The sequence below is a fragment of the Pseudomonas sp. LBUM1669 genome (genome assembly GCF_059695705.1).
Genome location: NZ_CP166784.1, coordinates 5341890 through 5366498 on the forward strand (window position 1 = coordinate 5341890; position 24609 = coordinate 5366498).

The following is a 24609-nucleotide window of genomic DNA, read 5'->3' on the forward strand; positions in this document are numbered from 1 at the left end:
AGTGCGGACATCCCCCTGCAATTGATCTGGCTGCGCAGCGATTTGCGCCTCCACGACAATACCGCTCTCTCGGCTGCCGCAGCGCGCGGCCCGACGGTGGCGGTGTACCTGTTGAGCCCGGAGCAATGGCTGGAACACGATGACGCGCCATGCAAAGTGGATTTTTGGCTGCGTAATCTGGATGAACTGAGCCGCGCGCTGGGCGAGCTGAACATTCCCCTTTTGGTTCGCCAGGCCCCTCGCTGGGATGAGACGCCGAAGGTTCTGCTCGAGCTGTGTCAGCAATTAAACGCGGAGGCGGTGCACGTCAACGAGGAATACGGGATTCATGAAAGCCGTCGCGATACGGCGGTCGCCGAAACGCTGAAGACCCATGGCATCGACTTCTATAGCCACCTCGATCAACTGCTGTTCAAACCGGGCACCGTGCTGACCAAGACCGGTACTTACTTCCAGGTCTTCAGTCAGTTCCGCAAAGTCTGTTACGAACGTCTGCATCGCTCGCTTCCGGGGCGGGTGGCAGCACCGGCCGTACAGGTTCCATTGCACATCAGCAGTGACGACATTCCGTCGAGCGTTGAAGGGTTCGACACCCCCAGCGATCACTTGCGCACGCTCTGGCCTGCCGGTGAAGCCGAAGCCCACCGTCGTCTCGACACCTTCGCCGACGCGCAAATCGACTACTACAAAGACGAACGCGACCTCCCCGCCAAACCTGGCACTAGCCAGCTTTCGGCTTATCTCGCTGCCGGGGTGATTTCCCCTCGCCATTGTTTGCACGCCGCCCTGCACAGTAATCAAGGCGAGTTCGAAAGCGGCAAGGTGGGCGCGGTCACCTGGATCAACGAGTTGCTGTGGCGCGAGTTCTACAAACACATTCTGGTGGGCTACCCACGGGTCTCGCGTCACCGCGCCTTCCGCCCGGAAACAGAAGCCTTGGCCTGGCGCGACGCCCCGCAAGAACTGCTGGCCTGGCAGCAAGCCCGTACCGGCCTGCCGATCATCGACGCCGCGATGCGCCAATTGCTCGAAACCGGCTGGATGCACAACCGCTTGCGCATGATAGTGGCGATGTTCTTGACCAAGAACCTGCTGATCGACTGGCGCGAAGGCGAACGCTTTTTCATGCGCCACTTGATCGACGGCGACCTGGCGGCGAACAACGGTGGCTGGCAGTGGAGTGCGTCCACGGGCACTGATTCGGCCCCTTACTTCCGTATTTTCAATCCGCTGAGCCAGTCGGAAAAATTCGACGCCGAAGGCGTGTTCATCAAGCACTGGTTGCCGCAACTGGCCGGGCTGAACAAAAAAGACGTGCACAACCCGGCGAACCTCGGCGGTCTGTTCGGCGTGGTGGATTATCCGTCGCCGATCGTCAACCTGAGTACTTCACGCCAGCGAGCCTTGGCCGCGTTCAAGAACCTGCCATCGCGGCACGATGCCGGAGGCGCTCATGAGTGATTTCCTGCGGCAGTTTGCCCGGCAATTCGCGCAGCTGGACAAAGACAGTTTGCAACGCCTCGGCGAGCTGTACACCGAAGACGTGCACTTCACCGATCCGCTGCACGAAGTGCAAGGGCTCGGACAGTTGCGCGGCTATTTCACCGAGCTCTACGCCAACGTCACCGAACTGCGTTTCGATTTTCATGCTTTCGACCAGACCGGCGAAGGCGAAGGGTATCTGCGCTGGGTCATGAGCTACCGCCATCCACGCCTGAGCGGAGGCCAGTTGATTCGAGTCAACGGCTGCTCGCACCTGCGCTGGCGCGACAAGGTTTATCGCCACCGGGATTACTTCGATGCCGGGGCACTGCTTTACGAACATTTACCCGTATTGGGTCGGGCGATTGCCTGGCTGAAAAGGAGAATGGGATGAGTATTACACCTCCACGGCGATACTGGTTGACGGGCGCCAGCAGCGGCATTGGCGCCTCGTTGGCCGAAGAAATCCTGAAAACCGGTGCCCATCTGGCCGTGAGTTCGCGGTCCACAGCGGTGCTGAAAGTCTTATCCCAGCGTTATCCCGGGCAAGTGCTGGTCGTGCCTGGCGATCTGACCAGCAGTCAGACGGTGCGCGAGATCGGCGAGCAGATCGCCCATGAATGGGGCTCGCTGGACACGGTGATTCTCAACGCCGGCACCTGCGAATACGTCGACGTTCAGCAGTTCGATTCGTCGATCATCGAGCACGTGGTGCGCACCAACCTGCTCGCCAGCGCTTATTGCATCGAGGCCGCTTTGCCCCTGCTTCGCAAGGGTACCGCGCCGCATCTGGTGGGCGTCGCCAGTTCGGTGACCTACCTGCCGCTGCCACGGGCCGAAGCCTATGGCGCGTCGAAGGCCGGGCTGCGTTATCTGTTCGAATCCCTGCGCATTGATCTTGCGCCGGAAGGCATCGAAGTCACGGTGGTCAGCCCGGGGTTTGTCGAGACCCCGCTGACGGCGAAAAACGATTTCCCGATGCCGCTCAGTTGGCCCGTAGCGAAAGCCGCCCGGCACATCTTCGCCAAACTCAAGAACCGTCCCCTGGAGATCGCCTTTCCCGGACTGTTCATGGCTGCTCTCTGGCCTCTGTCGAAAATGCCCAACTGCGTGAAACTGGCGATCGGCAAACGCATGGTGCGCAGCAGCCCACCAATCCGGGACGTGCCGTGAACATTGCCATCATTGGCAGCGGAATCTCGGGGCTCACCAGCGCCTACCTGCTCAATCGCAGGCATGAGATCACCCTGTTCGAAGCCAGCGACTGGATCGGCGGTCACACCCACACTGTGGACGTGACCGCCGATGGCCAGCACTACGCCGTGGACACCGGTTTCATTGTGTTCAACGACTGGACCTATCCGAATTTCATTCGCCTGCTCGGCCAGATTGGCGTGGGCTCCAAACCGACTGAAATGAGTTTTTCAGTGACGGACCCGGATTCGGGCCTGGAGTACAACGGCAATAACCTCAACAGCTTGTTCGCCCAACGGCGGAATCTGTTGTCACCCGGCTTCTGGGGCATGTTGCGCGACATCCAGCGCTTCAACAAAGAGGCGCAGCGTGACCTGGCCGAGGGTCGGATCGACGCCGACACCACGCTGGACGACTATCTGAAAACCCGCCGCTATGGCGAGCGCTTCATCCTGCATTACATCGTGCCGATGGGCGCGGCGATCTGGTCGATGTCCATGGCTGACATGCTGGGTTTTCCGCTGCAATCCTTCGTCAGGTTTTTCAAGAATCACGGCCTTCTATCCATCAGCAATCGCCCGCAATGGCGAGTGATCGAAGGGGGCTCGAGCGCTTACATCAAACCACTGACGGCGACGTTCAAAGAGAACATCCGTCTCAACTGCCCGGTGACCCGAGTCGAGCGCGATGAGCAAGGTGTCATTATCCACAGCGCCGCCGGCAGCGAACGATTCGATAAAGTGGTGTTTGCCTGCCACAGCGATCAGGCCCTGAAACTGTTGGCCACGCCCAGCGATGCCGAACGATCGATCCTCAGCGCCCTGCCCTACGCCGACAACGAAGTGGTGCTGCACACCGACACACGCCTGCTGCCCAACCGAAAACTCGCGTGGGCCAGCTGGAATTACCGTCTCGGTGGCCCGGGCCATACACGGGCCGCCGTCACCTACGACATGAACATCCTGCAAGGCATCCAGAGCGACACCACGTTCTGCGTCAGCCTCAACCAGAGCGCTGGCATCGACCCGAGCAAAGTGCTCGCCAGATTCACTTACGCCCATCCGCAATTCAGCTTGGCTGCGGTTGCAGCGCAAAGCCGTTGGGAGGAACTGGACGGCGCGCAACACACTTATTACTGCGGCGCCTATTGGGCCAACGGTTTCCATGAAGACGGCGTGGTCAGTGCGTTGCGCGTTGCTCGCTCGTTTGGTGAAGTGTTGTGAACAGCGCCCTCTACAGCGGATGGATCGCCCATCGGCGGTTCGCCCCAAAGCCTCATGCCTTCCGTTACCGGATCGGTCTGTTGTACCTGGACCTCGACGAACAGGATGCCGTGCTCGGCTTGTCGCCGCTCTCGGGCAACAGTCGCTTCGCACCTTTCTCGTTTCGCGAGAGCGATTACCTCAAAACCTATACCGGCAGCGGCATGCGCCTGATTGATGCGGTGCGCGAACTCGTCGGCCAGGCCATCGGCCATGCGCCCCAAGGTTCGGTCTGCCTGCTGACCCAACCGCGCAGTTGGGGCTTGTCGTTCAACCCGGTGAGTTTTTTCTACTGCCATGAGGCAGACGGGCAACTGGCAGCGATTCTTTGCGAAGTCACCAACACCCCGTGGCGCGAGCGTTATCACTATGTCTTACCGGCCAAGGCCCCGGTGAACCTGGGCGATTTCCATCAACATTTTGCCGTGGCGAAGGCGTTTCACGTCTCGCCGTTTTTGCCGCCGGACCTGGAATACCGCATGAGCTTCAGCCCCGCCGCGAAAAAGCTCGGCGTGCACATGGCGGACTGGCAGGGCGAACTGAAACTGTTCGACGCCACGCTCAACCTGAAACGCGAAGCTCTGGATCGCGCCAGCCTGCACCGTTACTTGTGGCGTTTTCCATGGATGACGGCGAAAACCTGCCTGGCGATCTATTGGCAGGCCCTGCGCCTGCTGCTTAAACGCGCACCGATATTTGCTCATCAGGCTGCCGATGGCAGCGTTCAAACCGCCATCGTTCCTCCCAAGGATCACCGTCATGAAATCCTCTAGCGTCTCGGCCAAAGTCAATCTGCTCAGCACCAACGGCCTGACCGGATCGTTGCTGCGCCGTGGTGTATTGCGGCAACTCACGCAGCTCAAACATGGACAATTGGTGGTCATCGAAAACGGCGAACGGCATGTCTTCGGTACCGCAGGCAGCGCATTGATCGGGGAGATCCATATCCTCGACGCGGCGGCGTGGGGACTGGTGGCGGGTAACGGCTCGATCGGCGCTGGCGAAGCGTTTATCCACGGCTATTGGAGTTCGCCGGACCTGACCGCGGTGGTTCGCGTGTTCGTCAGTAACCTTGAGGTGCTGGATGCGCTGGAAGGTGGCCTGGCGAAACTCGGCCGCCCCTTCGTTCAAGCCCTGCATTGGCTCAATCGCAACACGCGCAAGGGTTCGCAGAAAAACATCGCTGCCCACTACGACCTGGGCAACGACCTGTTCGAACAGTTTCTCGACCCCACGATGATGTATTCCGCCGCGCAATTCCTGACGGACGAAGACAGCCTGGAACAGGCACAGTTGAACAAGCTGGAACGGATCTGCCAGAAACTCGCGCTCAAACCCAGTGATCACTTGCTGGAAATCGGCACCGGCTGGGGCAGCATGGCGCTTTACGCGGCGCAGCATTACGGCTGCAAAGTCACTACCACCACGCTGTCAAAAGAACAGTACGCCTTCACGGCACAACGCATTGAAGCCCTCGGCCTGCAAGACCAGATCACGCTGCTGCTCAAGGATTACCGCGACCTCACCGGGCAGTACGACAAACTGGTGTCGATCGAGATGATCGAAGCGGTCGGCCATCGCTTCATGCCGGTCTATTTCAAGCAATGCGCGCAGTTGCTCAAAAGCAACGGCTTGATGCTGTTGCAGGCGATCACCATCCGCGAACAGCGCTACGAACAGGCCAAGGGCAGCGTCGATTTCATTCAGCGTTACATTTTTCCTGGCGGCGCCCTGCCCTGTGTGCAGAAGATGCTGGAAGTCATCAGCCGCGACACCGACATGAATCTGTTGCACATGGAGGATTTTGGCCTGCACTACGCCCGAACCCTGCGCCTGTGGCATGAGAATTTTCGCCGAGCCCAGGGGCGCCTGAGCGAGTTGGGCTACGACGATTATTTCCTGCGGTTGTGGGAGTTTTATCTGTGCTACTGCGAAGGGGGATTTCTGGAGCGCACCATCGGCACCGCGCAAATGCTGCTGGCCAAACCGTCGGCGATGCCCGCGCCGCTGCTGGGTCGCTTCGATGCGTGAGCGCTTGGCCAATGCCGCGCTGTTTCAGCTCGGCTGGTTTGCCTGCGTGGTGGGCGGCAACAGTGTGTGGTTGCTGGTGGCGCTGGCGGCACTGGTGATTCATCTGCTGTGGATAAGTCGCTGGGCGGATGAAGGCCGACTGATTCTCAGCGTTGTGCTGCTGGGCACCACCGTCGACAGTTCGTTGCGCTGGCTGGGGGTGTTCGACTTTGCCGACGTCGCGCCCTTGATCCCGCTGTGGCTGATGCTGTTGTGGGCATTACTGGCAACCACTTTGCGCCACTGCCTGCAATGGACCGCGAACCCTTGGTGGCTCGGCAGCCTGCTGGGCGCCGTGGGTGGGCCGGTGTCGTATTACGCCGGTGGACAACTGGCCGGCGTGCAGTTTCCTTACGGTCAGGTGCCCACGCTGCTGGGCATCGGCGTGCTCTGGGCCGTTTTGCTTCCCACCCTGCATTTCATGTCTCAACGGTTGGCGGCGGACACCCGCGGCTAAGCGTCCGTCAGGCCTTTAACACAGCCAAGGCGCACTGCCTTACACTGCCCGCCATGAAAACCATTCCCCACACGCAAATCACCGAACCGGCCGTCACGTGCTCGACCTGCGCAGCTTGCTGCTGCCAGCTCGAAGTTATGCTGATCACCGACACGGGCGTGCCTGAACGTTTTATCGATACCGATGATTGGGGCGGGGAAGTCATGCTGCGTCTGGATGACGGCTGGTGCGCTGCGCTGGATCGCAACAGCATGATGTGCACCATCTACGAAAAACGCCCGCTGATCTGCCGGGAGTTCGAGATGGGCGCACCGGAATGCATCGATGAGCGCCAGGGGATTACCACGGCGTATCGCTGAATTTAAAGTCGACGCAGATCCAATGTGGGAGCGAGCCTGCTCGCGATTGCGCCCTGCCATTCAGCAACAGTATTGACTGACAGGCAGCCATCGCGAGCAGGCTCGCTCCAACATCTAAAGTAGCGAGTCTTAGAGCGGCATCGTGTAGTGCAGCGCGTAACTTTCTACACCGTTGTTCGGGCTACTGATCCCGGCATTGGAATAGTGCGTCGCACGAATGCCGACTTCATGTCCGCCGGTAAAGCGCAGGCCAAAACCGAACCGATCTTCAAACTGAAAGGCACTGCCGAGTTGATTGTTTTCGACTTCGGTATTGGCGAACACCGCGACGCCAACGCCCAACTCCATGTAGGGCTTGACGGTCTGGCCGGCGAACTCGTAAACCAGCACCGGCGAGAACGACAGGCTGTGATTGCTGGAGGCCTCGTCGCCATCCCAGTAGGTGTAGGCGCCGCTCCAGTACCCGGTCAAACGACCGATATCACTCTGCAGCCAGCTCTTGTCCCAATCGAATTGCATGCCCAGTCTATAGGTCATGGTTGAATCGCTGGTCTGGCCGACTGCGAACTCCACGCCTGCTGCCTGTGCAGTAAAACTGTGCCCCATCAGTGCGGCCGCAATCGCGGCCAAGCAGAATAGTCGCTTCATTAGAAACATCCTTTTCCGAACGATTTCGTAAGATTTTTTTGTTGCTTACCGCTATAGAATTCGACGCTTAATCAGAAGTTCACCCCAATTACTCGTTTGCCCCAGGATTTAACTTACCCTTTGAAGCTTCGCACAACACCAGCGGTATTCCACAGGATCGGCAAGATATTTCTGAAATGTTCCGGATCGGCACTCGTCCAGAACTGCGCAGCTCGTGCGGGGCCCCCAGCGAGCAATTCACGCTCGGCCAACAGGCGCTGAAGTTGCCGCGCTACAGCGGCGCCAGTGTCGATCAAGCTGATGTCATCGGGGATCATCTGCTTAAGCAATGGCTTTAGGAAGGGATAATGCGTGCAGCCGAGAATTATTGTGTCGCACCCGGCACCGAGCAGCGGCCCGACGTACCCGGCCAGCAACTGACGCAATGCCTCGCTGTGCAGATCGCCGTTTTCAATCAGCTCCACCAGGCCGGGGCACGGCTGAGTGATGACGCGTACATCAGTGGCGAAACGATCGAGCAACGCCGCGAACTTGGCGCTCTGCAGCGTGCCGGTGGTGGCGAGTACGCCGACCACGCCGCTGCGGGTGGCGGCAGCGGCGGGTTTGACGGCGGGCTCCATGCCGACGATGGGCCACTCAGGGTAATCGCGCCGCAAGTCCGCAACACCGGCGACGGTCGCCGTGTTGCAGGCCAGCACCAAGGCCTTCGCGCCCTGCTGCTGAAAAAATTCGGCCATCACGCTGCAACGTTGCTGGATGAACTCAGGGGTTTTCTCGCCGTAGGGAATATTCCCGCAATCGGCGACGTACAGCAGAGACTCGTTGGGCAGCAGACGCTGGATCTCGGCCAGCACCGAGAGCCCACCGACGCCGGAGTCGAACACGCCGATCGGCGCTTCACGCATGTTTCGAACCACAGACGCTGCAGCCCGGATCACGCTTGACCCGCAATTCACGGAAGCGCGAACCCAGGGCATCGATCAATAACAGACGCCCCACCAACGGCTCACCGAAACCCACCAGCAGTTTCAGGGCCTCCAGCGCCTGGAGGCTGCCCACCAGCCCAACCAGTGGACCGACAACGCCGGCCTCACTGCAGGTTAATTCGGCTTCGCTGCCATGACCGTACAAACAGTGGTAGCACGGGCTTTCCGGGCGGCGCGGGTCGAACACCGACAATTGCCCTTCGAGGCGAATCGCCGCGCCGCTGACCAGCGGTTTACCGGCGGCGACGCACGCCGCGTTGACCGCTTCACGGGTCGAGAAATTATCGGAACAGTCCAGTACCAGATCCACCGCCGCCACGGCGGCGGCCAGGGAGTCTTCGTCCAGCGCGGTGCGATGGGCGATCAGTTGGATCTCGGGATTGATTGCGCTGAGACGGCGAATCGCCGAATCGACCTTGCTCAAGCCGACGCTGTCAGTGTCGTGAACGATCTGGCGTTGCAGGTTAGTCAGGTCGACGGTGTCGAAGTCCGCCAGGTGCAGTTCGCCGACACCAGCCGCAGCCAGATAAAGCGCAACCGGTGAGCCGAGACCGCCGAGGCCGACGATCAATACGCGGCTTTCTTTCAGCCGCAACTGGCCGTCGATGTCGACATGCTGCAACAGAATCTGCCGGCTATAGCGCAACAACTCCTGATCATTCAGCACGGCAGGCGCCCCAGGCTGATACGTTCATGACCGCCCAGATCGGTGCGGCTGTGGACTTCTCCAAAGCCGCGACTCAGCAGCAAGTCGCGCACGGCTTCAGCTTGGTCGTAACCGTGTTCGAGCATCAGCCAACCACCCGCCTCCAGATAATCCGGCGCCTGGGCGACGATCAGACGCAGATCGTCAAGCCCGTCGACGCCGGCCACCAAGGCACTGGCCGGTTCGAAACGCACATCGCCTTCCACCAGATGCGGGTCGGCGGAGGCGATGTAAGGTGGGTTGCTGATGATCAGCTGAAAACGCTGACCTTCCAGCGCACTGAACCAATGGCTGCTCAGCACGGTGGCGTTATTCAGGTGAAGTCGCTGGCGATTGCGCTCGGCCAGGGCCACGGCTTCGAGCACGCGATCCACGGCGGTAACCTTCCAGGCCGGACGCTCGCTGGCCAAAGCCAGGGCAATGGCGCCGCTGCCGGTGCCGAGGTCGAGTACCGAGGCTGGTGTGGCCGGCAGCAGTTCCAGCGCAGCCTCCACCAGCAGTTCGGTGTCCGGGCGTGGGATCAGCGTGTGCGGCGCAACTTCCAGATCAAGCTTCCAGAAACCTTGCTGACCGAGGATGTAAGCCACTGGCTCACCGCCGCGACGGCGTTGCAGGAACTCGGCAAATTTCAGCGCGGCTTCGCTCGGCACAATGCGTTCCGGCCAGGTGTGCAGAAAACTGCGGGACTTGCCCAACGCAGCGGCCAGCAATAATTCGGCATCCAGGCGCGCGGTGGGCGAATCCGGCAGGTCGGCTGCGCGCAACAAACTGGCAATGATCGTCATTTACTCACCTATCGCTGCCAATTGATCGGCCTGGAACTCGGCCAGTAACGGTTCGATCACCGCCTCGACGCCGCCCGCGAGGATTTCATCGAGGGAATACAGCGTCAGGTTGACCCGGTGGTCGGTCACTCGGCCCTGGGCAAAGTTGTAGGTGCGGATGCGCTCGGAGCGATCACCCGAACCGACCAACAACTTACGCTCGCTGGCGATGGCGTTCGCGGCGGCGCTGGTCTGCTGATCGTTGAGTTTGGCCGACAGCCATGACATCGCCCGTGCACGGTTCTTGTGCTGGGAACGTTCTTCCTGGCATTCGACGACGATACCGGACGGCAAGTGCGTGATGCGGATCGCCGAGTCAGTCTTGTTGACGTGCTGGCCGCCGGCACCGGAGGAACGATAGGTATCGACACGCAGGTCCGCCGGGTTGATTTCGATCGTTTCCTGCTCATCCGGTTCGGGCAACACCGCCACGGTGCAGGCCGAGGTGTGGATGCGCCCCTGGGATTCGGTGGCCGGAACCCGTTGCACCCGGTGTGCACCGGATTCGAATTTCAGTTTGCCGTAGACGTTTTCGCCTTCAACCCGGGCGATGACTTCTTTATAGCCGCCGTGCTCACCGATGTTCTCCGAAAGGATCTCCACCCGCCAGCCACGCCGCTCGGCGTAACGCGAATACATGCGGAACAGGTCGCCGGAGAAAATCGCCGCTTCGTCACCGCCGGTGCCGGCACGGATTTCGAGGAACACGTTACGCCCGTCATTCGGGTCCTTGGGCAGCAGCATGCGTTGCAGGCTGGCTTCGATGTCGATCAGTTGCTCTTTGGCTTCGCGAACTTCTTCCACGGCCATTTCACGCATGTCCGGGTCGCTGTCCTTGAGCAGTGCCTGGGCGCCTTCGAGGTCGCCTTGCACTTTGAGCAGCTGTTTATAGGTGGCGACAATCGGTTCGACTTCCGCGTATTCCTTGGAATAGGTGCGGAATTTGTTCTGATCGGAAATGACTTCGCCATCGCCAAGCAAGGCGGTCAATTCCTCGAAACGGTCCTGGAGGATGTCCAGCTTATTGAGCAGTGACGCTTTCATTGCGGTTTCTTATCCGAAAAGCTATCCGATGAGCCCTCATTCAGGGCAAAGAGTTCCTGGGCCATGGCCAGCGCATCAAGGCGGCCTTCGGCAGAAAGCTTTTTCAACTGCACACTCGGGGCGTGCAAGAGTTTGTTGGTCAGGCCGCGCGCCAATTGCACCAGCACCTCTTCAGCGCTGCTGCCGTTGGCCAGCATGCGCTGGGCCTTCTGCAATTCTTCGTCGCGCATGCGCTCGCTTTGTTGACGATAGGCCTTGAGCACATCCACCGCCGCCAGCTCGCGCAGACGGACCATGAAATCTTCGGCACCGATCGAGACCATCTCTTCCGCCGCCTGGGCTGCGCCCTGCCGGCTCTTGAGGTTCTCGGCGACCACTTCGTGGAGATCGTCGACGCTGTAGAGGTAAACGTCGTCTAACTCACCGACTTCCGGCTCGATATCCCGAGGGACGGCGATGTCTACCATGAAGATCGGTTTGTGCTTGCGCAGCTTCAGGGCACTTTCCACCGCGCCTTTACCGAGGATCGGCAACTGGCTGGCGGTGGAGCTGATGACGATGTCGCTGCGCACCAGTTCTGCCGGGATGTCCGAGAGCAAAACGGCATGGGCGCCAAACTGTTCAGCGAGGATGCTCGCCCGTTCCAGGGTACGGTTGGCGACCACGATGCGCTTCACACCCAGTTCGTGCAGATGACGGGCGACCAGGGTGATGGTCTCGCCGGCGCCGATCAACAAGGCCTGGCTGCGTTGCAAGTCGCTGAAAATCTGTTTCGCCAGGCTGACCGCGGCAAACGCCACGGACACCGGGTTCTCGCCGATGGCCGTATCGGTGCGCACTTGCTTGGCGGCGTTGAACGTCGCTTGAAACAAACGCCCAAGCAGCGGCCCGATGGTGCCGGCCTCGCGCGCCACGGCGTAGGCCGATTTCATCTGACCGAGAATCTGCGGTTCACCCAACACCAGCGAATCGAGCCCGGAGGCGACCCGCATCATGTGACGAACTGCCGCATCATCTTCGTGCACATAAGCGCTCGCGCGCAGCTCGTCGAGGCTCAAATGATGGTAATCGGCCAGCCAGCGCAAGATGATGTCTGCCGAAAGGTGATCCTGTTCTATATAGAGTTCACTGCGATTGCAGGTGGAGAGGATCGCAGCTTCGCGGCTGTCGGTGAGTCGGCAGAGCTGCTGCAAGGCCTCCACCAGCTGCTCAGGGGTAAAGGCCACGCGCTCGCGGACGTCTACTGAAGCAGTCTTGTGGTTGATACCGAGTGCAAGGAAGGCCATTCATGGTCGCTGATGGTGACGTGAAGCCGGCAATTGTCCTACTTCGACAGAGCCAGAACAACTACCGCTGACTATTGTCCCAATGACCTGCCTCTATAAAGGCGTCAATCGAGACTCGGTTATGTTTGGCCGAAGGCTTGTGTCATGATGATCCGACCGCAGGTTAGTCGTCCTCTTCCTATATGAATAGATCCTCCGCGTTGCTCCTCGCTTTTGTCTTCCTCAGCGGCTGCCAGGCCTTGGCACCCGTTTCGTCGGACGGTACGCCGCCGGTCGAAGACAGCACTCCGGCCCCTGAAAAGCCCAAGGTTTACAGCTCATTCAGTGAAGAAACCGTCTTCAGTCTGTTGAGCGCCGAACTGGCTGGCCAGCGCAATCGTTTCGACATTGCCCTGGACAACTACGTCACCCAGGCCATCAACACCCAGGATCCGGGCATCTCCGAGCGGGCCTTCCGCATTGCTGAGTACCTGGGCGCCGATCAGGCTGCCCTGGATACCGCTTTGATCTGGGCGAAAAACGCCCCGGACGACCTCGAGGCACAACGCGCGGCTGCGGTGCAACTGGCGCGCGCCGGGCGTTATGACGACTCCATGGTCTATATGGAGAAAGTCCTGCTCGGCAAGGGCGACACGCATTTCGACTTCCTCGCCCTGTCCGCGGCCGATACCGACCAGGACACGCGCAACGGACTGATGAAAAGCTTTGACCGTTTGTTGCTGCGCCACCCGAATAACAGCCAGTTGATTTTCGGCAAGGCTTTGCTGCTGCAACAGGACGGTGACGCCAAAGGCGCACTGGCCTTGCTCGAGGACAATCCACCGGACGACGGCGAAATAGCCCCGATCCTGCTGCGCGCGCGCCTGTTGCAGGTGCTCAACCGTGGCGACGAAGCCTTGCCGCTGTTGCAAAAAAGCATCAAGAAATACCCGGACGACAAGCGCCTGCGCCTGACCTATGCGCGCATGCTGGTAGAACAGGACCGCATGGACGACGCCAAGGTCGAGTTCTCAAGCCTGGTCCAGCAATACCCGGAAGACGACGAACTGCGTTATTCCCTGGCGCTGGTGTGCCTGGAAGCCAAGGCCTGGGAAGAAGCCAAGGGTTACCTGGAAGACTTGATCGCGCGTGAAAGTCACGTCGACTCCGCACACCTGAACCTCGGTCGCATCGCCGAAGAGCGCAACGACCCGCAAGGCGCGCTGATCGAGTACGCCCAGGTCGGCCCAGGCAACGACTACCTGCCCGCGCAACTGCGTCAGACCGACATTCTGATCAACAACGGCAAGACCGCCGAAGCCCAAAGCCGTCTGGCTACGGAACGCGACGAGCAACCCGATTACGCGATTCAGTTGTACCTGATCGAAGCCGAGACCTTGTCTGCCAACAATCAGCCCGACAAGGCCTGGAAGGTACTGGAAACCGCGCTGCAAAAATACCCGGACGATCTGAACCTGCTTTACACCCGCGCCATGCAGGCGGAAAAACGCAATGACCTGGCACAGATGGAAAAAGACCTGCGCCTGATCATCAAGCGCGACCCGGACAATGCGATGGCGTTGAACGCCCTCGGCTACACCCTGTCGGATCGCACGACGCGTTACGCCGAAGCCAAGGCCCTGATCGAACAAGCGCACCAGATCAACCCGGAGGACCCGGCGGTACTCGACAGCCTCGGCTGGGTGCACTTCCGCCTGGGCAACCTCGATGAAGCCGAACGCTATCTGCGCCAGGCCCTGGATCGTTTTCCCGATCAGGAAGTGGCCGCTCACCTGGGCGAAGTCCTGTGGGCCAATGGCAAGCAACGGGAAGCTAAACAGGTCTGGAGCAAGTTCCTCAAGGAACAACCCGACAGCCCCATCCTGCGCAGCACCATCAAGCGCCTGACCGGATCAGAGACTCTTTAAGATTATGTTTTTGCGCCACCTTATTGTTTTCAGCTTCATCGCCCTGCTCGCCGGTTGCGCGGGCTTCGGCGCCCGCGAATCGGTCCAGGGCCAAGGCAACACGACCCAATGGCGCGAGTACAAACAACAGCTGACCGGCCTTGATGGCTGGCAGATCAACGGCAAGATCGGCATCCGCGCGCCAAAAGATTCGGGCAGCGGCACGCTGTACTGGCTGCAGCGACAGGACTACTACGACATCCGCCTTTCCGGCCCGCTGGGTCGCGGCGCAGCTCGCTTGACCGGTCGCCCTGGCAAAGTCTCGCTGGAAGTGGCCAATCAGGGCCGTTATGACGCCACGACACCCGAAGCGCTGGTTGAAGAACAGCTCGGCTGGAAGCTGCCGGTGTCCAATCTGGCGTGGTGGGTTCGCGGGCTTCCGGCCCCGGACAGCAAAAGTCGCCTGACCCTGGATGCCGACAGTCGGCTGGCCAATCTCGAGCAGGACGGTTGGAAAGTGGAATACCTCAGTTATGCCGAGCAAAACGGCTATTGGCTGCCCGAGCGGATCAAACTGCACGGCACCGACCTTGATGTCACGCTGGTGATCAAGGAATGGCAACCACGCAAACTGGGGCAGTGAACATGACCGCTGCGCGCTTGACGCTGCCCTCCCCAGCCAAACTCAATCTGATGCTGCACATCCTCGGTCGTCGTGAAGACGGTTATCACGAGCTGCAGACGATTTTTCAGTTTCTCGATTACGGCGATGAAATCACCTTCGCCGTGCGTGACGACGGTGTGATTCGATTGCACACCGAATTCGATGGTGTTCCTCACGACAGCAATCTGATTGTTCGAGCGGCAAAAAAACTTCAGGAGCAATCCGGTTGTTCGCTCGGTATCGACATCTGGATCGAAAAAATTCTGCCCATGGGCGGCGGAATCGGTGGCGGCAGTTCAAATGCCGCAACGACTTTGCTCGGTCTGAATCATCTCTGGAAACTGGATTGGGATGAGGATCGCCTTGCCGCGCTGGGCCTGACACTGGGCGCCGACGTCCCGGTTTTCGTGCGTGGGCACGCGGCTTTCGCCGAAGGCGTGGGGGAGAAACTCACCCCTGTAGACCCCGAAGAACCGTGGTATCTCGTGCTTGTGCCGCAAGTCTCTGTAAGTACAGCAGAAATTTTTTCAGATCCGTTGTTGACACGTAACTCTTCTCCCATTAAAGTGCGCCCCGTTCCCAAGGGAAACAGTCGAAATGACTGCTTACCGGTGGTAGCAAGGCGTTATCCAGATGTACGTAACGCTTTGAATTTGCTAGGTAAATTTACCGAAGCAAAACTCACCGGAACTGGAAGTTGTGTGTTTGGGGGCTTCCCAAGCAAAGCTGAAGCTGATAAAGTCTCGGCCCTTCTTACAGAGACCCTTACAGGGTTTGTAGCAAAGGGAAGCAACGTTTCGATGTTGCATCGCAAGCTGCAAAGTCTGCTCTAAAAGGAACCGGGTACTGGGTACTCGTTGCAACAGATACAGGGGCGTCGCCAAGCGGTAAGGCAGCAGGTTTTGATCCTGCCATGCGTTGGTTCGAATCCAGCCGCCCCTGCCATTTTCCTATACTCATCCAGGTTACCCTCAGCCTTCAGGTACTGCGCGTGTCCAAGATGATGGTCTTTACGGGGAACGCTAACCCCGATCTGGCTCGGCGTGTTGTACGTCAGCTGCATATCCCTCTCGGTGACATCTCTGTCGGCAAGTTTTCCGACGGCGAAATTACTGCAGAGATCAATGAAAACGTCCGCGGTAAAGATGTCTTCATTATTCAGCCGACTTGCGCTCCGACCAACGATAACCTGATGGAACTGGTAGTGATGGCTGATGCCTTCCGCCGCTCCTCGGCTACTCGTATCACTGCTGTTATTCCTTACTTTGGTTATGCCCGTCAGGATCGCCGTCCGCGTTCCGCACGTGTGGCTATCAGCGCGAAAGTCGTTGCTGACATGCTTACCGTAGTCGGCATCGACCGTGTTCTCACGGTTGATCTGCATGCTGACCAGATCCAGGGTTTCTTCGATATTCCGGTAGATAACATCTACGGCTCCCCAGTATTGGTGGATGACATTGAAGATCAGCGCTTCGAAAACCTGATGATCGTGTCCCCGGACATTGGCGGCGTCGTGCGTGCACGTGCTGTTGCCAAATCCCTGGGCGTTGATCTCGGGATCATCGACAAACGCCGTGAGAAAGCCAATCACTCTGAAGTGATGCATATCATCGGTGATGTCGAAGGGCGTACCTGTATTCTGGTCGATGACATGGTCGATACCGCCGGCACTCTGTGCCACGCGGCCAAGGCCCTGAAAGAGCATGGCGCTGCCAAGGTTTTCGCCTACTGCACACACCCTGTGCTGTCCGGTCGGGCGATCGAAAACATTGAAAATTCCATGCTGGACGAACTGGTGGTGACTAACACCATCCCGTTGTCCGCTGCTGCTCAAGCCTGCTCGCGTATCCGTCAACTGGATATCGCGCCGGTCGTTGCCGAGGCGGTCCGCCGCATCAGCAATGAAGAATCGATCAGCGCGATGTTCCGTTAAGGGCCCTGCCCTTCTCGACTGTCTCGTTGACGAAAAGCGCCCCGCCCCGGCATTCCTGTCGGGGCGGGGCTTTTTTGCCCATATCGCCTTTAGCGCTGGTCGCAACCGCTGGGGCGAATGTGGTTATTTTGGAGATACAACATGAACGATTTTACTCTGAATGCTGAAGTGCGTTCCGACCTGGGGAAAGGTGCGAGCCGCCGCCTGCGTCGTCTCGCAAGCCTGGTTCCAGCTGTAGTTTACGGTGGCGAAAAAGCCCCTGAATCCATCAGCATGCTGGCTAAAGAAGTTGCCAAACTGCTCGAAAACGAAGCGGCTTACAGCCACATCATCGAGCTGAACGTTGGCGGCACCAAGCAAAACGTAATCATCAAGGCTTTGCAGCGTCACCCGGCCAAAGGCCACGTCCTGCACGCTGACTTCGTGCGCGTTGTAGCTGGCCAGAAACTGACCGCTATCGTGCCTGTACACTTTGTTGGTGAAGAAGCCCCGATCAAGAAAGGCGGCGAAGTTTCGCACGTTGTTTCGGAAATCGAAGTAACTTGCCTGCCAAAAGACCTGCCTGAATTCATCGAAGTCGACCTGGCTAACGCCGAAGTCGGTTCGATCATTCACCTGTCCGGCCTCAAAGCCCCTAAAGGCGTTGAGTTTGTTGCTCTGGCACACGGCGATGACAAGGCTGTTGCCAACGTCCACGCTCCACGTGTTGCTCCAGAAGCTACTGAAGAAGGCGCAGCAGAGTAATTCACTCTGTCATGCCGGAGTGATCAAGTAACATCGCGGACTGGAACGTAGCGAGAAAGCGGGCGAGCACGCGGAGTTTACATAATGGTAAATGAGCACTTGTCGTCCACTTTCGCCGCACTTACTGATTGCGGCGATGTTATCCACCACTCCAAGGAAGGGCCCCTATCGTGACTGCCATCAAACTGATCGTTGGCCTGGGTAATCCAGGCGCTGAATACGAACAGACCCGGCATAACGCAGGGGCCCTTTTTGTTGAGCGCATCGCGAACGCGCAAGGCGTAAACCTTGTGGCCGATCGCAAATATTTCGGCCTGACCGGACGCTATTCGCATCAGGGTCAGGATGTTCGTCTGCTGATTCCCACCACCTACATGAACCGCAGCGGCCAGGCCGTCGCGGCACTCGCCGGTTTCTTCCGCATCACGCCTGAAGAAATCCTCGTGGCGCATGACGAACTCGACCTGCCACCGGGCGTTGCCAAACTCAAACAGGGCGGCGGCCACGGCGGTCACAACGGGTTGCGCGACATCATCGCGCAACTGGGCAATCAGAATACCTTTCATCGCTTGCGGCTTGGCATTGGCCACCCGGGCGTAGCCAGTATGGTTTCAAATTTCGTCCTGGGTCGTGCGCCACGCGCCGAACAGGAAAAACTCGATGCCAGCATCGACTTTGCCCTCGGCGTGCTGCCGGATATCCTCGCCGGGGAATGGAACCGCGCGATGAAAAACCTGCACAGCCAGAAGGCCTGACTCTAACTCCTCGGGGAAACACCATGGGATTCAATTGCGGCATCGTCGGTCTGCCTAACGTCGGTAAGTCCACCCTGTTCAACGCCCTGACAAAATCCGGGATCGCGGCCGAGAACTTCCCCTTCTGCACCATCGAGCCGAACACCGGGATCGTGCCGATGCCGGATCCGCGCCTGGAAGCCCTGGCAGCCATCGTCAATCCAAAACGCATCCTGCCGACCACCATGGAATTCGTCGACATCGCTGGCCTGGTGGCCGGCGCCTCGAAAGGTGAAGGCCTGGGCAACAAGTTCCTCGCCAACATCCGTGAAACCGATGCTATCGCTCACGTGGTCCGCTGCTTCGAAGACGAAAACGTGATTCACGTTTCCAACAGCGTCGACCCAAAACGCGACATCGAAATCATCGACCTGGAACTGATCTTCGCCGACCTCGACAGCTGCGAGAAGCAACTGCAGAAAGTCGCTCGCAACGCCAAGGGTGGTGACAAGGAGGCCGTGGTCCAGAAAGGCCTGCTGGAGCAATTGATCGCTCACTTCACCCTCGGCAAGCCTGCGCGCACCCTGATGAAGAACATGGGCGCCGACGATAAAGCAGTGATTCGTGGCTTCCACCTTCTGACCACCAAGCCGGTCATGTACATCGCCAACGTCGCTGAAGACGGTTTCGAGAACAACCCGCTGCTGGACATCGTCAAAGCCATCGCCGAAGAAGAAGGCGCCATGGTGGTTCCGGTCTGCAACAAGATCGAAGCCGAAATCGCCGAGCTGGAAGACGGTGAAGAAAAAGACATGTTCCTCGAAGCCCTGGGCCTCGAAGAACCTGGCCTGAATCGCGTAATCCGCGCTGGCTACGAAATGCTGCACCTGCAGACCTACTTCACCGCAGGTGTCGAAGAAGTCCGTGCATGGACCGTCCGCGTGGGTGCTACCGCGCCACAAGCCGCTGGCGTGATCCACACCGACTTCGAAAAAGGCTTCATCCGCGCCGAAGTCATCGCCTACGACGACTTCATCCAGTACAAGGGCGAAGCCGGCACCAAGGAAGCCGGTAAATGGCGTCTGGAAGGCAAGGACTACATCGTTAAAGACGGCGACGTGATGCACTTCCGTTTCAACGTCTAAGTTTTCAAGACGAAGCAGCTGCACAAGAAAAAGCCGCGTTTGATACGCGGCTTTTTTGTGCCTGAAATCCGGGCGATACCTAATCCTGTAGGAGCGAGGCTTGCCCGCGAAGGCCGTTACGCGGTTTGCCAGGTACACCGCGTCATCGTTCTTCGCGGGCAAGCCACGCTCCTATAGGTGGAGCGGTGCTACGCCTTCTTGGTTCTTGGCAGCAAGATCGCCAACACCCCAAACAACGGCAGGAACGAGCACAGGAAGTACACGTATTCGATGCCGTGAACATCCGCCAGATGCCCGAGCAACGCCGCACCAATCCCGCCAAAACCGAACATCAATCCGAAAAACACCCCGGCAATCATCCCGACATTGCCCGGCACCAGTTCCTGTGCGTAAACCACGATGGCCGAAAAGGCTGACGCGAGGATGAAGCCGATCACCACGCTCAGAATGCTGGTCCAGAACAGGTCGACGTGAGGCAGGATCAGCGTGAACGGCGCCACGCCAAGGATCGAAAACCAGATCACCGCCTTACGCCCGATCTTGTCGCCAATCGGCCCACCGAAGAAGGTCCCCGCCGCCACGGCGCCCAGGAACAGGAACAGATGCAGCTGCGAACTGGCCACCGACAGGTCGAACTTCTCGATCAGGTAGAAGGTGAAGTAGCTGGTGAAACTGGCCATGTAGAAATACTTGGAGAACACCAGCAGCCCGAGCACCACCAGCGCGCTGATCACCCGGCGTTTCGACAAGCCGTGTGTCGCCGCCTGACCTTGTTTGAGCTTGAACAGGTTCAAGTGGTTGGCGTACCAGCGGCTGATCCGATAGAGCACGAACAGCGCAAACACGGCGAACAATCCAAACCACGCCACATAACCCTGGCCGAAGGGAATGATGATCGCCGCCGCCAGCAATGGACCGAAGGCCGAGCCGGCATTACCGCCGACCTGAAAGGTCGATTGCGCCAGGCCGAAGCGTCCGCCCGAAGCCAGTCGCGCCACGCGAGAAGCTTCCGGGTGAAAAGTCGACGAGCCGATGCCGATCAAACCCGCCGCCAGCAGAATCAGCGGGAAAGTGCCGACCACCGACATCATCAAAATACCGATCAGCGTGCAGACGGTTCCCGCCGGTAGCAGCCAGGGCTTGGGATGGCGATCGGTGTGGTAACCGACCCATGGCTGCAACAGTGAAGCCGTCAGCTGGAACGTCAAAGTGATCAACCCAACCTGGGTAAATGTCAGGCCATAGTTGGCCTTCAACATCGGATAAATCGACGGCAGAACCGACTGGATCAGGTCATTGATCAAATGCGCCAGCGCCACCGCGCCGATGATGCGCATGACCAGAGGGCTGCTTTGTGAAGTCGCGGGTGCCGACGTCGCGCCGGTCTGAGCGTTACTGATAGCCATGAGAATTTCCGTACAGCGGATGGGTGCACACGGGCAGGTGCATCAATGTGCCATTTTTCAGTGCAGCAGCGCCATCCCCTTAGCCTGCTAACGACCTCGACATTCATCGCCGAGAAGGTGATAGCGCAACGCCATGGTCTGAATCTTGCCTTGTTAATCCGCTTCAACGCGGCCCCTTACAAAGGGGACCGAGAATGGGAAGTTTCGCCACAGAGTCGGCCTACAGAGCTGACAAGGGTGAACTTTCGAGGCCTTTTAAAAGGGCACAAGTCGCGGTCGCAACGACCCCGACGCACGCCAATGGTGCGTGGTGTCCAGAGGAGTCATGGGGCATGCAGGCTTTTTTATCACCGGGGATCGGGTTGCTGGGCCGTTTTGGCTTCGCACGCAAATTTCAGTTGTTGTTTCTGCTGTTTATCCTGCCGCTGGCAGGCAGCCTGTTGATGATCGGCCAGGACTATCGCGCCAAACTTAATTTGATCTCCGGCGAACGTGCCGGTGTTCGTCAACTGCTCGCCCTGGATGCACTCGATAACCTGCTCGCGGCCCAACGTGACCGCGCTGCCCGCTGGCGAGCGACGGAAACCAATCGCCAGCCAACCCCTGCGACCCTTGCCGCGATGGCCGCGTTCGATGCGGTTCAACCCGCCGTCGCCCAAGCCACCTCGGACCTCGGTAATGCGCTGAAAACTGAAGGCGCCGAGGGCGAAACCCTGACCCGTTATCAGGCCCTTCAAACCGCCCTCAACGGCCTCGACTCGAAAAGCCTGAGCAGCGTCGGTTGGTGGCCGGATGGCTACGATCGTTTCACCAATGCCTTGAGTGCGCTGCAAGCCTTGCGTGAGCAGATCGCCATGGACAATCGCCTGACGCTCGCGCCGTGGCTGGAAACCTACCTGCTGACGCAAATCTCGACACAGCATGCGCCGGACCTGATTGAGCGGGTCGGCCGCCTGGCCAGTGTCGGCCAAGCGTCGGTGGTGTCCGGGCAGTTCACCCTGCAAAGCCGTCTGCAATTGCGCGATTTGCGCAGTCGTATCGGCGATGCCCGGGAACAGCTGGCGAAAACCGCCAGCCTCCTGGAAGCGCGCCTGCCCAGCGCGTTGCAAAGCTGGGCCGGGCAATACCACGATAGCCTCAAGCATCTCGACGCTGAACTGAAAGTCCTCGATGACGGCGTCTTCGGCGGCAGCATCAAGCTCAAGCCGGAAGAATTCGAGCGCAGCCTCGACAGCCTGCTCACCGACCTCGCCTCGCTGCGCCAGCAGTCATTGGTTTCGCTGGATCAACGTCTGGATTACTACCACGGATCGGCGATTCGCCAGTTCATTCTGGTGGCGACGATCTTTGGCTGCCTGCTGCTGGCCGCGCTGTACCTGTTCATCTGCTTGCAGGCCTCGATCCGTCGCAGCGCCAGCGGCATCACCCTGTTGGCCGAAGCCTTGCGCGACGGCAACCTCAGCCTGCAAGTGCCAGTGCAGGGGCGCGACGAACTGGCGGCCATCAGCACCGCCCTGAATGTCGCCGTGGTGCAGCTGCGCAACAGTTTGCTGGGGGTCGATCACGAAACCTTGCAGGTGAGCAACGCGGTGCGCACCCTCAACCATCACTCCAGCGGCGCCTTGGGCGAAGTTGAAGCGCAGCAATTGCAGATCAGCCAGATCGCCGCTGCGGCCACGCAGTTGGCCGCGACCTCTCAAGGTGTCGCCCAGAGTTGCGAACAGGCGTCCGGCAGCGCTCAACACACCCAACGCATTGCGGCCGACAGCAGTCGTGACAGTCAGCGCACCACAGCGAGCATTCAGCAGCTCAACCAGCGCTTGAACGACACGGCGGCGGCACTCGGCCGGGTCAGCGAACAAGGACAACAGATTCAATTGGTGGTCGACACCATTCGCGGCGTGGCCGAGCAGACCAACCTGTTGGCGCTCAACGCGGCGATCGAGGCAGCTCGCGCTGGCGAACAAGGTCGCGGCTTTGCGGTGGTGGCGGATGAAGTGCGCAGCCTCTCGCAACGCACCCAATCCTCCACCGCGCAGATCGCCGGCACTGTCGACAGCCTGCGCAGCACGGTCAATGAGGCGGTCAGCCTGATGGAAGCGGCCTGTAGCCAGGCGCAAAGTGATGCCCAGTCGGTCACCGGCCTGGGCGAACGCCTTGGGGAAATCGCCCACGCGGTACAAGGCGTCACCGACACCCTGGCGCAGATCGCCACGGCGGTTGAGGAACAGGCCTGCACCGCCGATGAAGTCAGCGGCAACATCCAGCAGGTCGATCAGGCAGCCGTAAGGTTGCTCGAAGGCGCGCGGGCGGTGAACCTGGCGGCGGACACCTTGAGCCAGGGCAGCAAGGCCTTGAGTGCCAATACCGGGAGATTTCAGCTCAGTTGACGCCCTCCCCCGGCCCGAATATTCGGCTCAGGTGGATAAGCGGTTGAAAGCGTAGAGAAATATTTTGGATTTACGCTTGACGCATCTGCATTACCGGTGAATAATGCGCGCCACTTGGCTACATAGCTCAGTTGGTTAGAGCATAGCATTCATAATGCTGGGGTCCGGGGTTCAAGTCCCTGTGTAGCCACCAAGTACTAAAAACGGCTTACCGAAAGGTAGGCCGTTTTTTTATGCCTCGAGAAAAGTGCCTCGAACAGCACCTCAGGAACGAACCGTCGGCAACGCCGATAACGCTCGCTCCCAAATCTGCCAAGTCCGCAGCCAGACCATCGCCTGCCAGTCGCTGTCGGCAGGATAGAACTGCTCCAGCAGGTTCAGTTTGATCTCACGCCCCACCGCATCACTTGGATTGCCGTGCAGATGCAGCCAGTGGTCATCGCGCAAATGGCGATGAACATCCGCCCCAGGGTAAGTCCCGCACTCGATCACAAACGGCATCAGTTTTACCAGCGGCAGCGCATTGATCAGTGCCTGCGAGGTGTAGCCCGTCGCGGTGGCGGCCACCCCGGTTTCGCTCAAAGTGTCGGCGCCGGTCAGCAGCGTGTAGAGCCAAGGACCGTAGATGGCCTGCGCATCGGGCAGCGCGGGATAAGCGGCCTCGGTGATGGTCAGTAACATCGGATGACCGTACTCGCCAGCGCCGGTGTGCAAGTCGAAACACATCGCGACCTCGGCGTGGGCAATATGTTTTTGCAGGATTTCGTGCAGCGTGCGGTTCGACCAGCTCGGCGCCAGCCCGCCATAAAACAGGCCATCGGGATGACTGTGTTGGCCGCCCTCGACAATCGACATCACCGCTGGCCAGCCGTGTTCGCGAATCTGCCCGTCGAGCAAGGCATCGGCGCGGTCACGTTCGGGGCCCCGCAGCTCAGTGAACGCATAGAGGTCATGCAGCGCTGTGTAAGCCTGATTGTCCGGCAGCGGACGCTGGAAGTTCAGGTGATTGCGGTTCAGGTCGATGTTGTCTTCGTTGACCCGACGCAGCCATGCAGTGCCCCAGGGATTGATCAGGTGGATCATCACCACCGCGACATCGGCCGGCAGTGAACGCTTGCTCAACTCCTGCATCCACTTGATCTGACACCCGGAGCCGTAGAAACCTTCCACCCCATGGGTGCCGCTCAACGCGATCAGCAATCGCTTGGCACCCGGATCCCCCAACACCGCAACATCGGTGCTCAAGGGCTCGCCGAAGGGTCCTTTGAGTGGGTGCGGATATTCGGTCAATGTCGCTCCGGCCGCGGTCGCTGCCACGAGGAACTGTTCACGTTGCGTGCGATAACTCGGCTGCGTGGGAAACTCGGTCTGCATGGCTGCCTCTTATTG

The 24609-nt window shown here is 59.4% G+C and carries 24 protein-coding genes and 2 tRNA genes; 18 read left to right on the forward strand and 8 right to left on the reverse strand.

Going from position 1 to position 24609, the window contains the following annotated elements:
* Nucleotides 1-15: 15 nt before the first annotated feature.
* From phrB to ACA051_RS24805, 8 genes are read left to right on the forward strand one after another with little or no spacing between them, the layout of a single operon-like run.
* Entirely contained in the window at nt 16-1461 is a 1446-nt protein-coding gene (gene phrB / locus ACA051_RS24770) for a deoxyribodipyrimidine photo-lyase (protein WP_497375634.1), read from the forward strand.
* A complete protein-coding gene (locus ACA051_RS24775; protein ID WP_497305404.1) occupies nt 1454-1876 on the forward strand; it encodes a nuclear transport factor 2 family protein in 423 nt (140 codons plus the stop codon). The genes phrB and ACA051_RS24775 overlap by 8 nt, the downstream gene beginning before the upstream one ends.
* A complete protein-coding gene (locus ACA051_RS24780; RefSeq protein WP_497305406.1) occupies nt 1873-2655 on the forward strand; it encodes an SDR family NAD(P)-dependent oxidoreductase in 783 nt (260 codons plus the stop codon). Before ACA051_RS24775 ends, ACA051_RS24780 begins: the two co-directional genes overlap by 4 nt.
* Nucleotides 2652-3899, forward strand: a complete 1248-nt coding sequence (locus tag ACA051_RS24785) for an NAD(P)/FAD-dependent oxidoreductase (protein WP_497372309.1) — start codon at nt 2652-2654, stop codon at nt 3897-3899. Before ACA051_RS24780 ends, ACA051_RS24785 begins: the two co-directional genes overlap by 4 nt.
* On the forward strand, nt 3896-4711 hold the full coding sequence (locus ACA051_RS24790; RefSeq protein WP_497372311.1) for a DUF1365 domain-containing protein: 816 nt from the start codon (nt 3896-3898) through the stop codon (nt 4709-4711). Before ACA051_RS24785 ends, ACA051_RS24790 begins: the two co-directional genes overlap by 4 nt.
* Nucleotides 4698-5969 carry a class I SAM-dependent methyltransferase gene (locus ACA051_RS24795; protein ID WP_497372313.1) on the forward strand — a complete coding sequence of 424 codons (1272 nt, stop codon included), beginning with the start codon at nt 4698-4700 and terminating at the stop codon, nt 5967-5969. The genes ACA051_RS24790 and ACA051_RS24795 overlap by 14 nt, the downstream gene beginning before the upstream one ends.
* Nucleotides 5962-6465, forward strand: coding sequence for a DUF2878 domain-containing protein (locus ACA051_RS24800; protein ID WP_497305414.1), 504 nt, complete (start codon nt 5962-5964; stop codon nt 6463-6465). Before ACA051_RS24795 ends, ACA051_RS24800 begins: the two co-directional genes overlap by 8 nt.
* Before the next feature lie 53 nt (nt 6466-6518).
* Nucleotides 6519-6824 (forward strand): YkgJ family cysteine cluster protein, encoded by a 306-nt coding sequence (locus ACA051_RS24805; RefSeq protein ID WP_077749015.1) that lies wholly within the window; start codon nt 6519-6521, stop codon nt 6822-6824.
* Nucleotides 6825-6953: 129 nt separating this feature from the next.
* On the opposite strand, the gene ACA051_RS24810 is transcribed toward ACA051_RS24805, so the two are convergent.
* The 6 genes from ACA051_RS24810 to hemA all read right to left on the reverse strand — a co-directional run bounded on the left by ACA051_RS24810 (nt 6954) and on the right by hemA (nt 12318).
* Nucleotides 6954-7472, reverse strand: a complete 519-nt coding sequence (locus tag ACA051_RS24810; RefSeq protein ID WP_497372315.1) for an acyloxyacyl hydrolase — start codon at nt 7470-7472, stop codon at nt 6954-6956.
* Nucleotides 7473-7585: 113 nt separating this feature from the next.
* Complete coding sequence (gene murI, locus ACA051_RS24815; RefSeq protein WP_497296104.1) at nt 7586-8377, reverse strand: glutamate racemase; 792 nt, start codon at nt 8375-8377, stop codon at nt 7586-7588.
* Nucleotides 8370-9125 carry a molybdopterin-synthase adenylyltransferase MoeB gene (locus ACA051_RS24820; RefSeq protein ID WP_461955693.1) on the reverse strand — a complete coding sequence of 252 codons (756 nt, stop codon included), beginning with the start codon at nt 9123-9125 and terminating at the stop codon, nt 8370-8372. Before ACA051_RS24820 ends, murI begins: the two co-directional genes overlap by 8 nt.
* Entirely contained in the window at nt 9119-9949 is an 831-nt protein-coding gene (gene prmC / locus ACA051_RS24825) for a peptide chain release factor N(5)-glutamine methyltransferase (protein WP_497305420.1), read from the reverse strand. The genes ACA051_RS24820 and prmC overlap by 7 nt, the downstream gene beginning before the upstream one ends.
* Nucleotides 9950-11032 carry a peptide chain release factor 1 gene (prfA, locus tag ACA051_RS24830; RefSeq protein ID WP_219094342.1) on the reverse strand — a complete coding sequence of 361 codons (1083 nt, stop codon included), beginning with the start codon at nt 11030-11032 and terminating at the stop codon, nt 9950-9952.
* On the reverse strand, nt 11029-12318 hold the full coding sequence (gene hemA / locus ACA051_RS24835) for a glutamyl-tRNA reductase (protein ID WP_497305422.1): 1290 nt from the start codon (nt 12316-12318) through the stop codon (nt 11029-11031). The genes prfA and hemA overlap by 4 nt, the downstream gene beginning before the upstream one ends.
* Nucleotides 12319-12500: 182 nt before the next feature.
* Between hemA and ACA051_RS24840 the strand changes: the two genes are divergently transcribed.
* The 8 genes from ACA051_RS24840 (at nt 12501) to ychF (ending at nt 19424) form a co-directional block, all read left to right on the forward strand.
* Complete coding sequence (locus ACA051_RS24840) at nt 12501-14225, forward strand: tetratricopeptide repeat protein (protein WP_497372317.1); 1725 nt, start codon at nt 12501-12503, stop codon at nt 14223-14225.
* 4 nt (nt 14226-14229) lie between these two features.
* Entirely contained in the window at nt 14230-14847 is a 618-nt protein-coding gene (gene lolB, locus ACA051_RS24845) for a lipoprotein insertase outer membrane protein LolB (RefSeq protein WP_497305425.1), read from the forward strand.
* A gap of 2 nt (nt 14848-14849) precedes the next feature.
* Complete coding sequence (gene ispE / locus ACA051_RS24850) at nt 14850-15701, forward strand: 4-(cytidine 5'-diphospho)-2-C-methyl-D-erythritol kinase (protein WP_497310659.1); 852 nt, start codon at nt 14850-14852, stop codon at nt 15699-15701.
* 37 nt (nt 15702-15738) lie between these two features.
* Nucleotides 15739-15813: transfer RNA gene (locus tag ACA051_RS24855), tRNA-Gln, on the forward strand.
* A 46-nt stretch (nt 15814-15859) separates the two neighbouring features.
* Nucleotides 15860-16801, forward strand: coding sequence for a ribose-phosphate pyrophosphokinase (locus tag ACA051_RS24860; protein ID WP_003208392.1), 942 nt, complete (start codon nt 15860-15862; stop codon nt 16799-16801).
* A 141-nt stretch (nt 16802-16942) separates the two neighbouring features.
* Nucleotides 16943-17545, forward strand: coding sequence for a 50S ribosomal protein L25/general stress protein Ctc (locus ACA051_RS24865; RefSeq protein WP_497372318.1), 603 nt, complete (start codon nt 16943-16945; stop codon nt 17543-17545).
* Nucleotides 17546-17715: 170 nt separating this feature from the next.
* Complete coding sequence (gene pth, locus ACA051_RS24870; RefSeq protein ID WP_008153430.1) at nt 17716-18300, forward strand: aminoacyl-tRNA hydrolase; 585 nt, start codon at nt 17716-17718, stop codon at nt 18298-18300.
* Nucleotides 18301-18323: 23 nt separating this feature from the next.
* Complete coding sequence (ychF, locus tag ACA051_RS24875; RefSeq protein ID WP_497305426.1) at nt 18324-19424, forward strand: redox-regulated ATPase YchF; 1101 nt, start codon at nt 18324-18326, stop codon at nt 19422-19424.
* Nucleotides 19425-19612: 188 nt separating this feature from the next.
* On the opposite strand, the gene ACA051_RS24880 is transcribed toward ychF, so the two are convergent.
* Nucleotides 19613-20830, reverse strand: coding sequence for an MFS transporter (locus tag ACA051_RS24880; RefSeq protein ID WP_497305428.1), 1218 nt, complete (start codon nt 20828-20830; stop codon nt 19613-19615).
* A 332-nt stretch (nt 20831-21162) separates the two neighbouring features.
* Between ACA051_RS24880 and ACA051_RS24885 the strand changes: the two genes are divergently transcribed.
* Nucleotides 21163-23220 (forward strand): methyl-accepting chemotaxis protein, encoded by a 2058-nt coding sequence (locus ACA051_RS24885; protein WP_497305430.1) that lies wholly within the window; start codon nt 21163-21165, stop codon nt 23218-23220.
* 116 nt (nt 23221-23336) lie between these two features.
* Nucleotides 23337-23413, forward strand: a tRNA-Met gene (locus ACA051_RS24890).
* Nucleotides 23414-23484: 71 nt separating this feature from the next.
* On the opposite strand, the gene ACA051_RS24895 is transcribed toward ACA051_RS24890, so the two are convergent.
* Nucleotides 23485-24594 carry a DUF2817 domain-containing protein gene (locus ACA051_RS24895; RefSeq protein ID WP_497372320.1) on the reverse strand — a complete coding sequence of 370 codons (1110 nt, stop codon included), beginning with the start codon at nt 24592-24594 and terminating at the stop codon, nt 23485-23487.
* Nucleotides 24595-24609 lie beyond the last annotated feature (15 nt).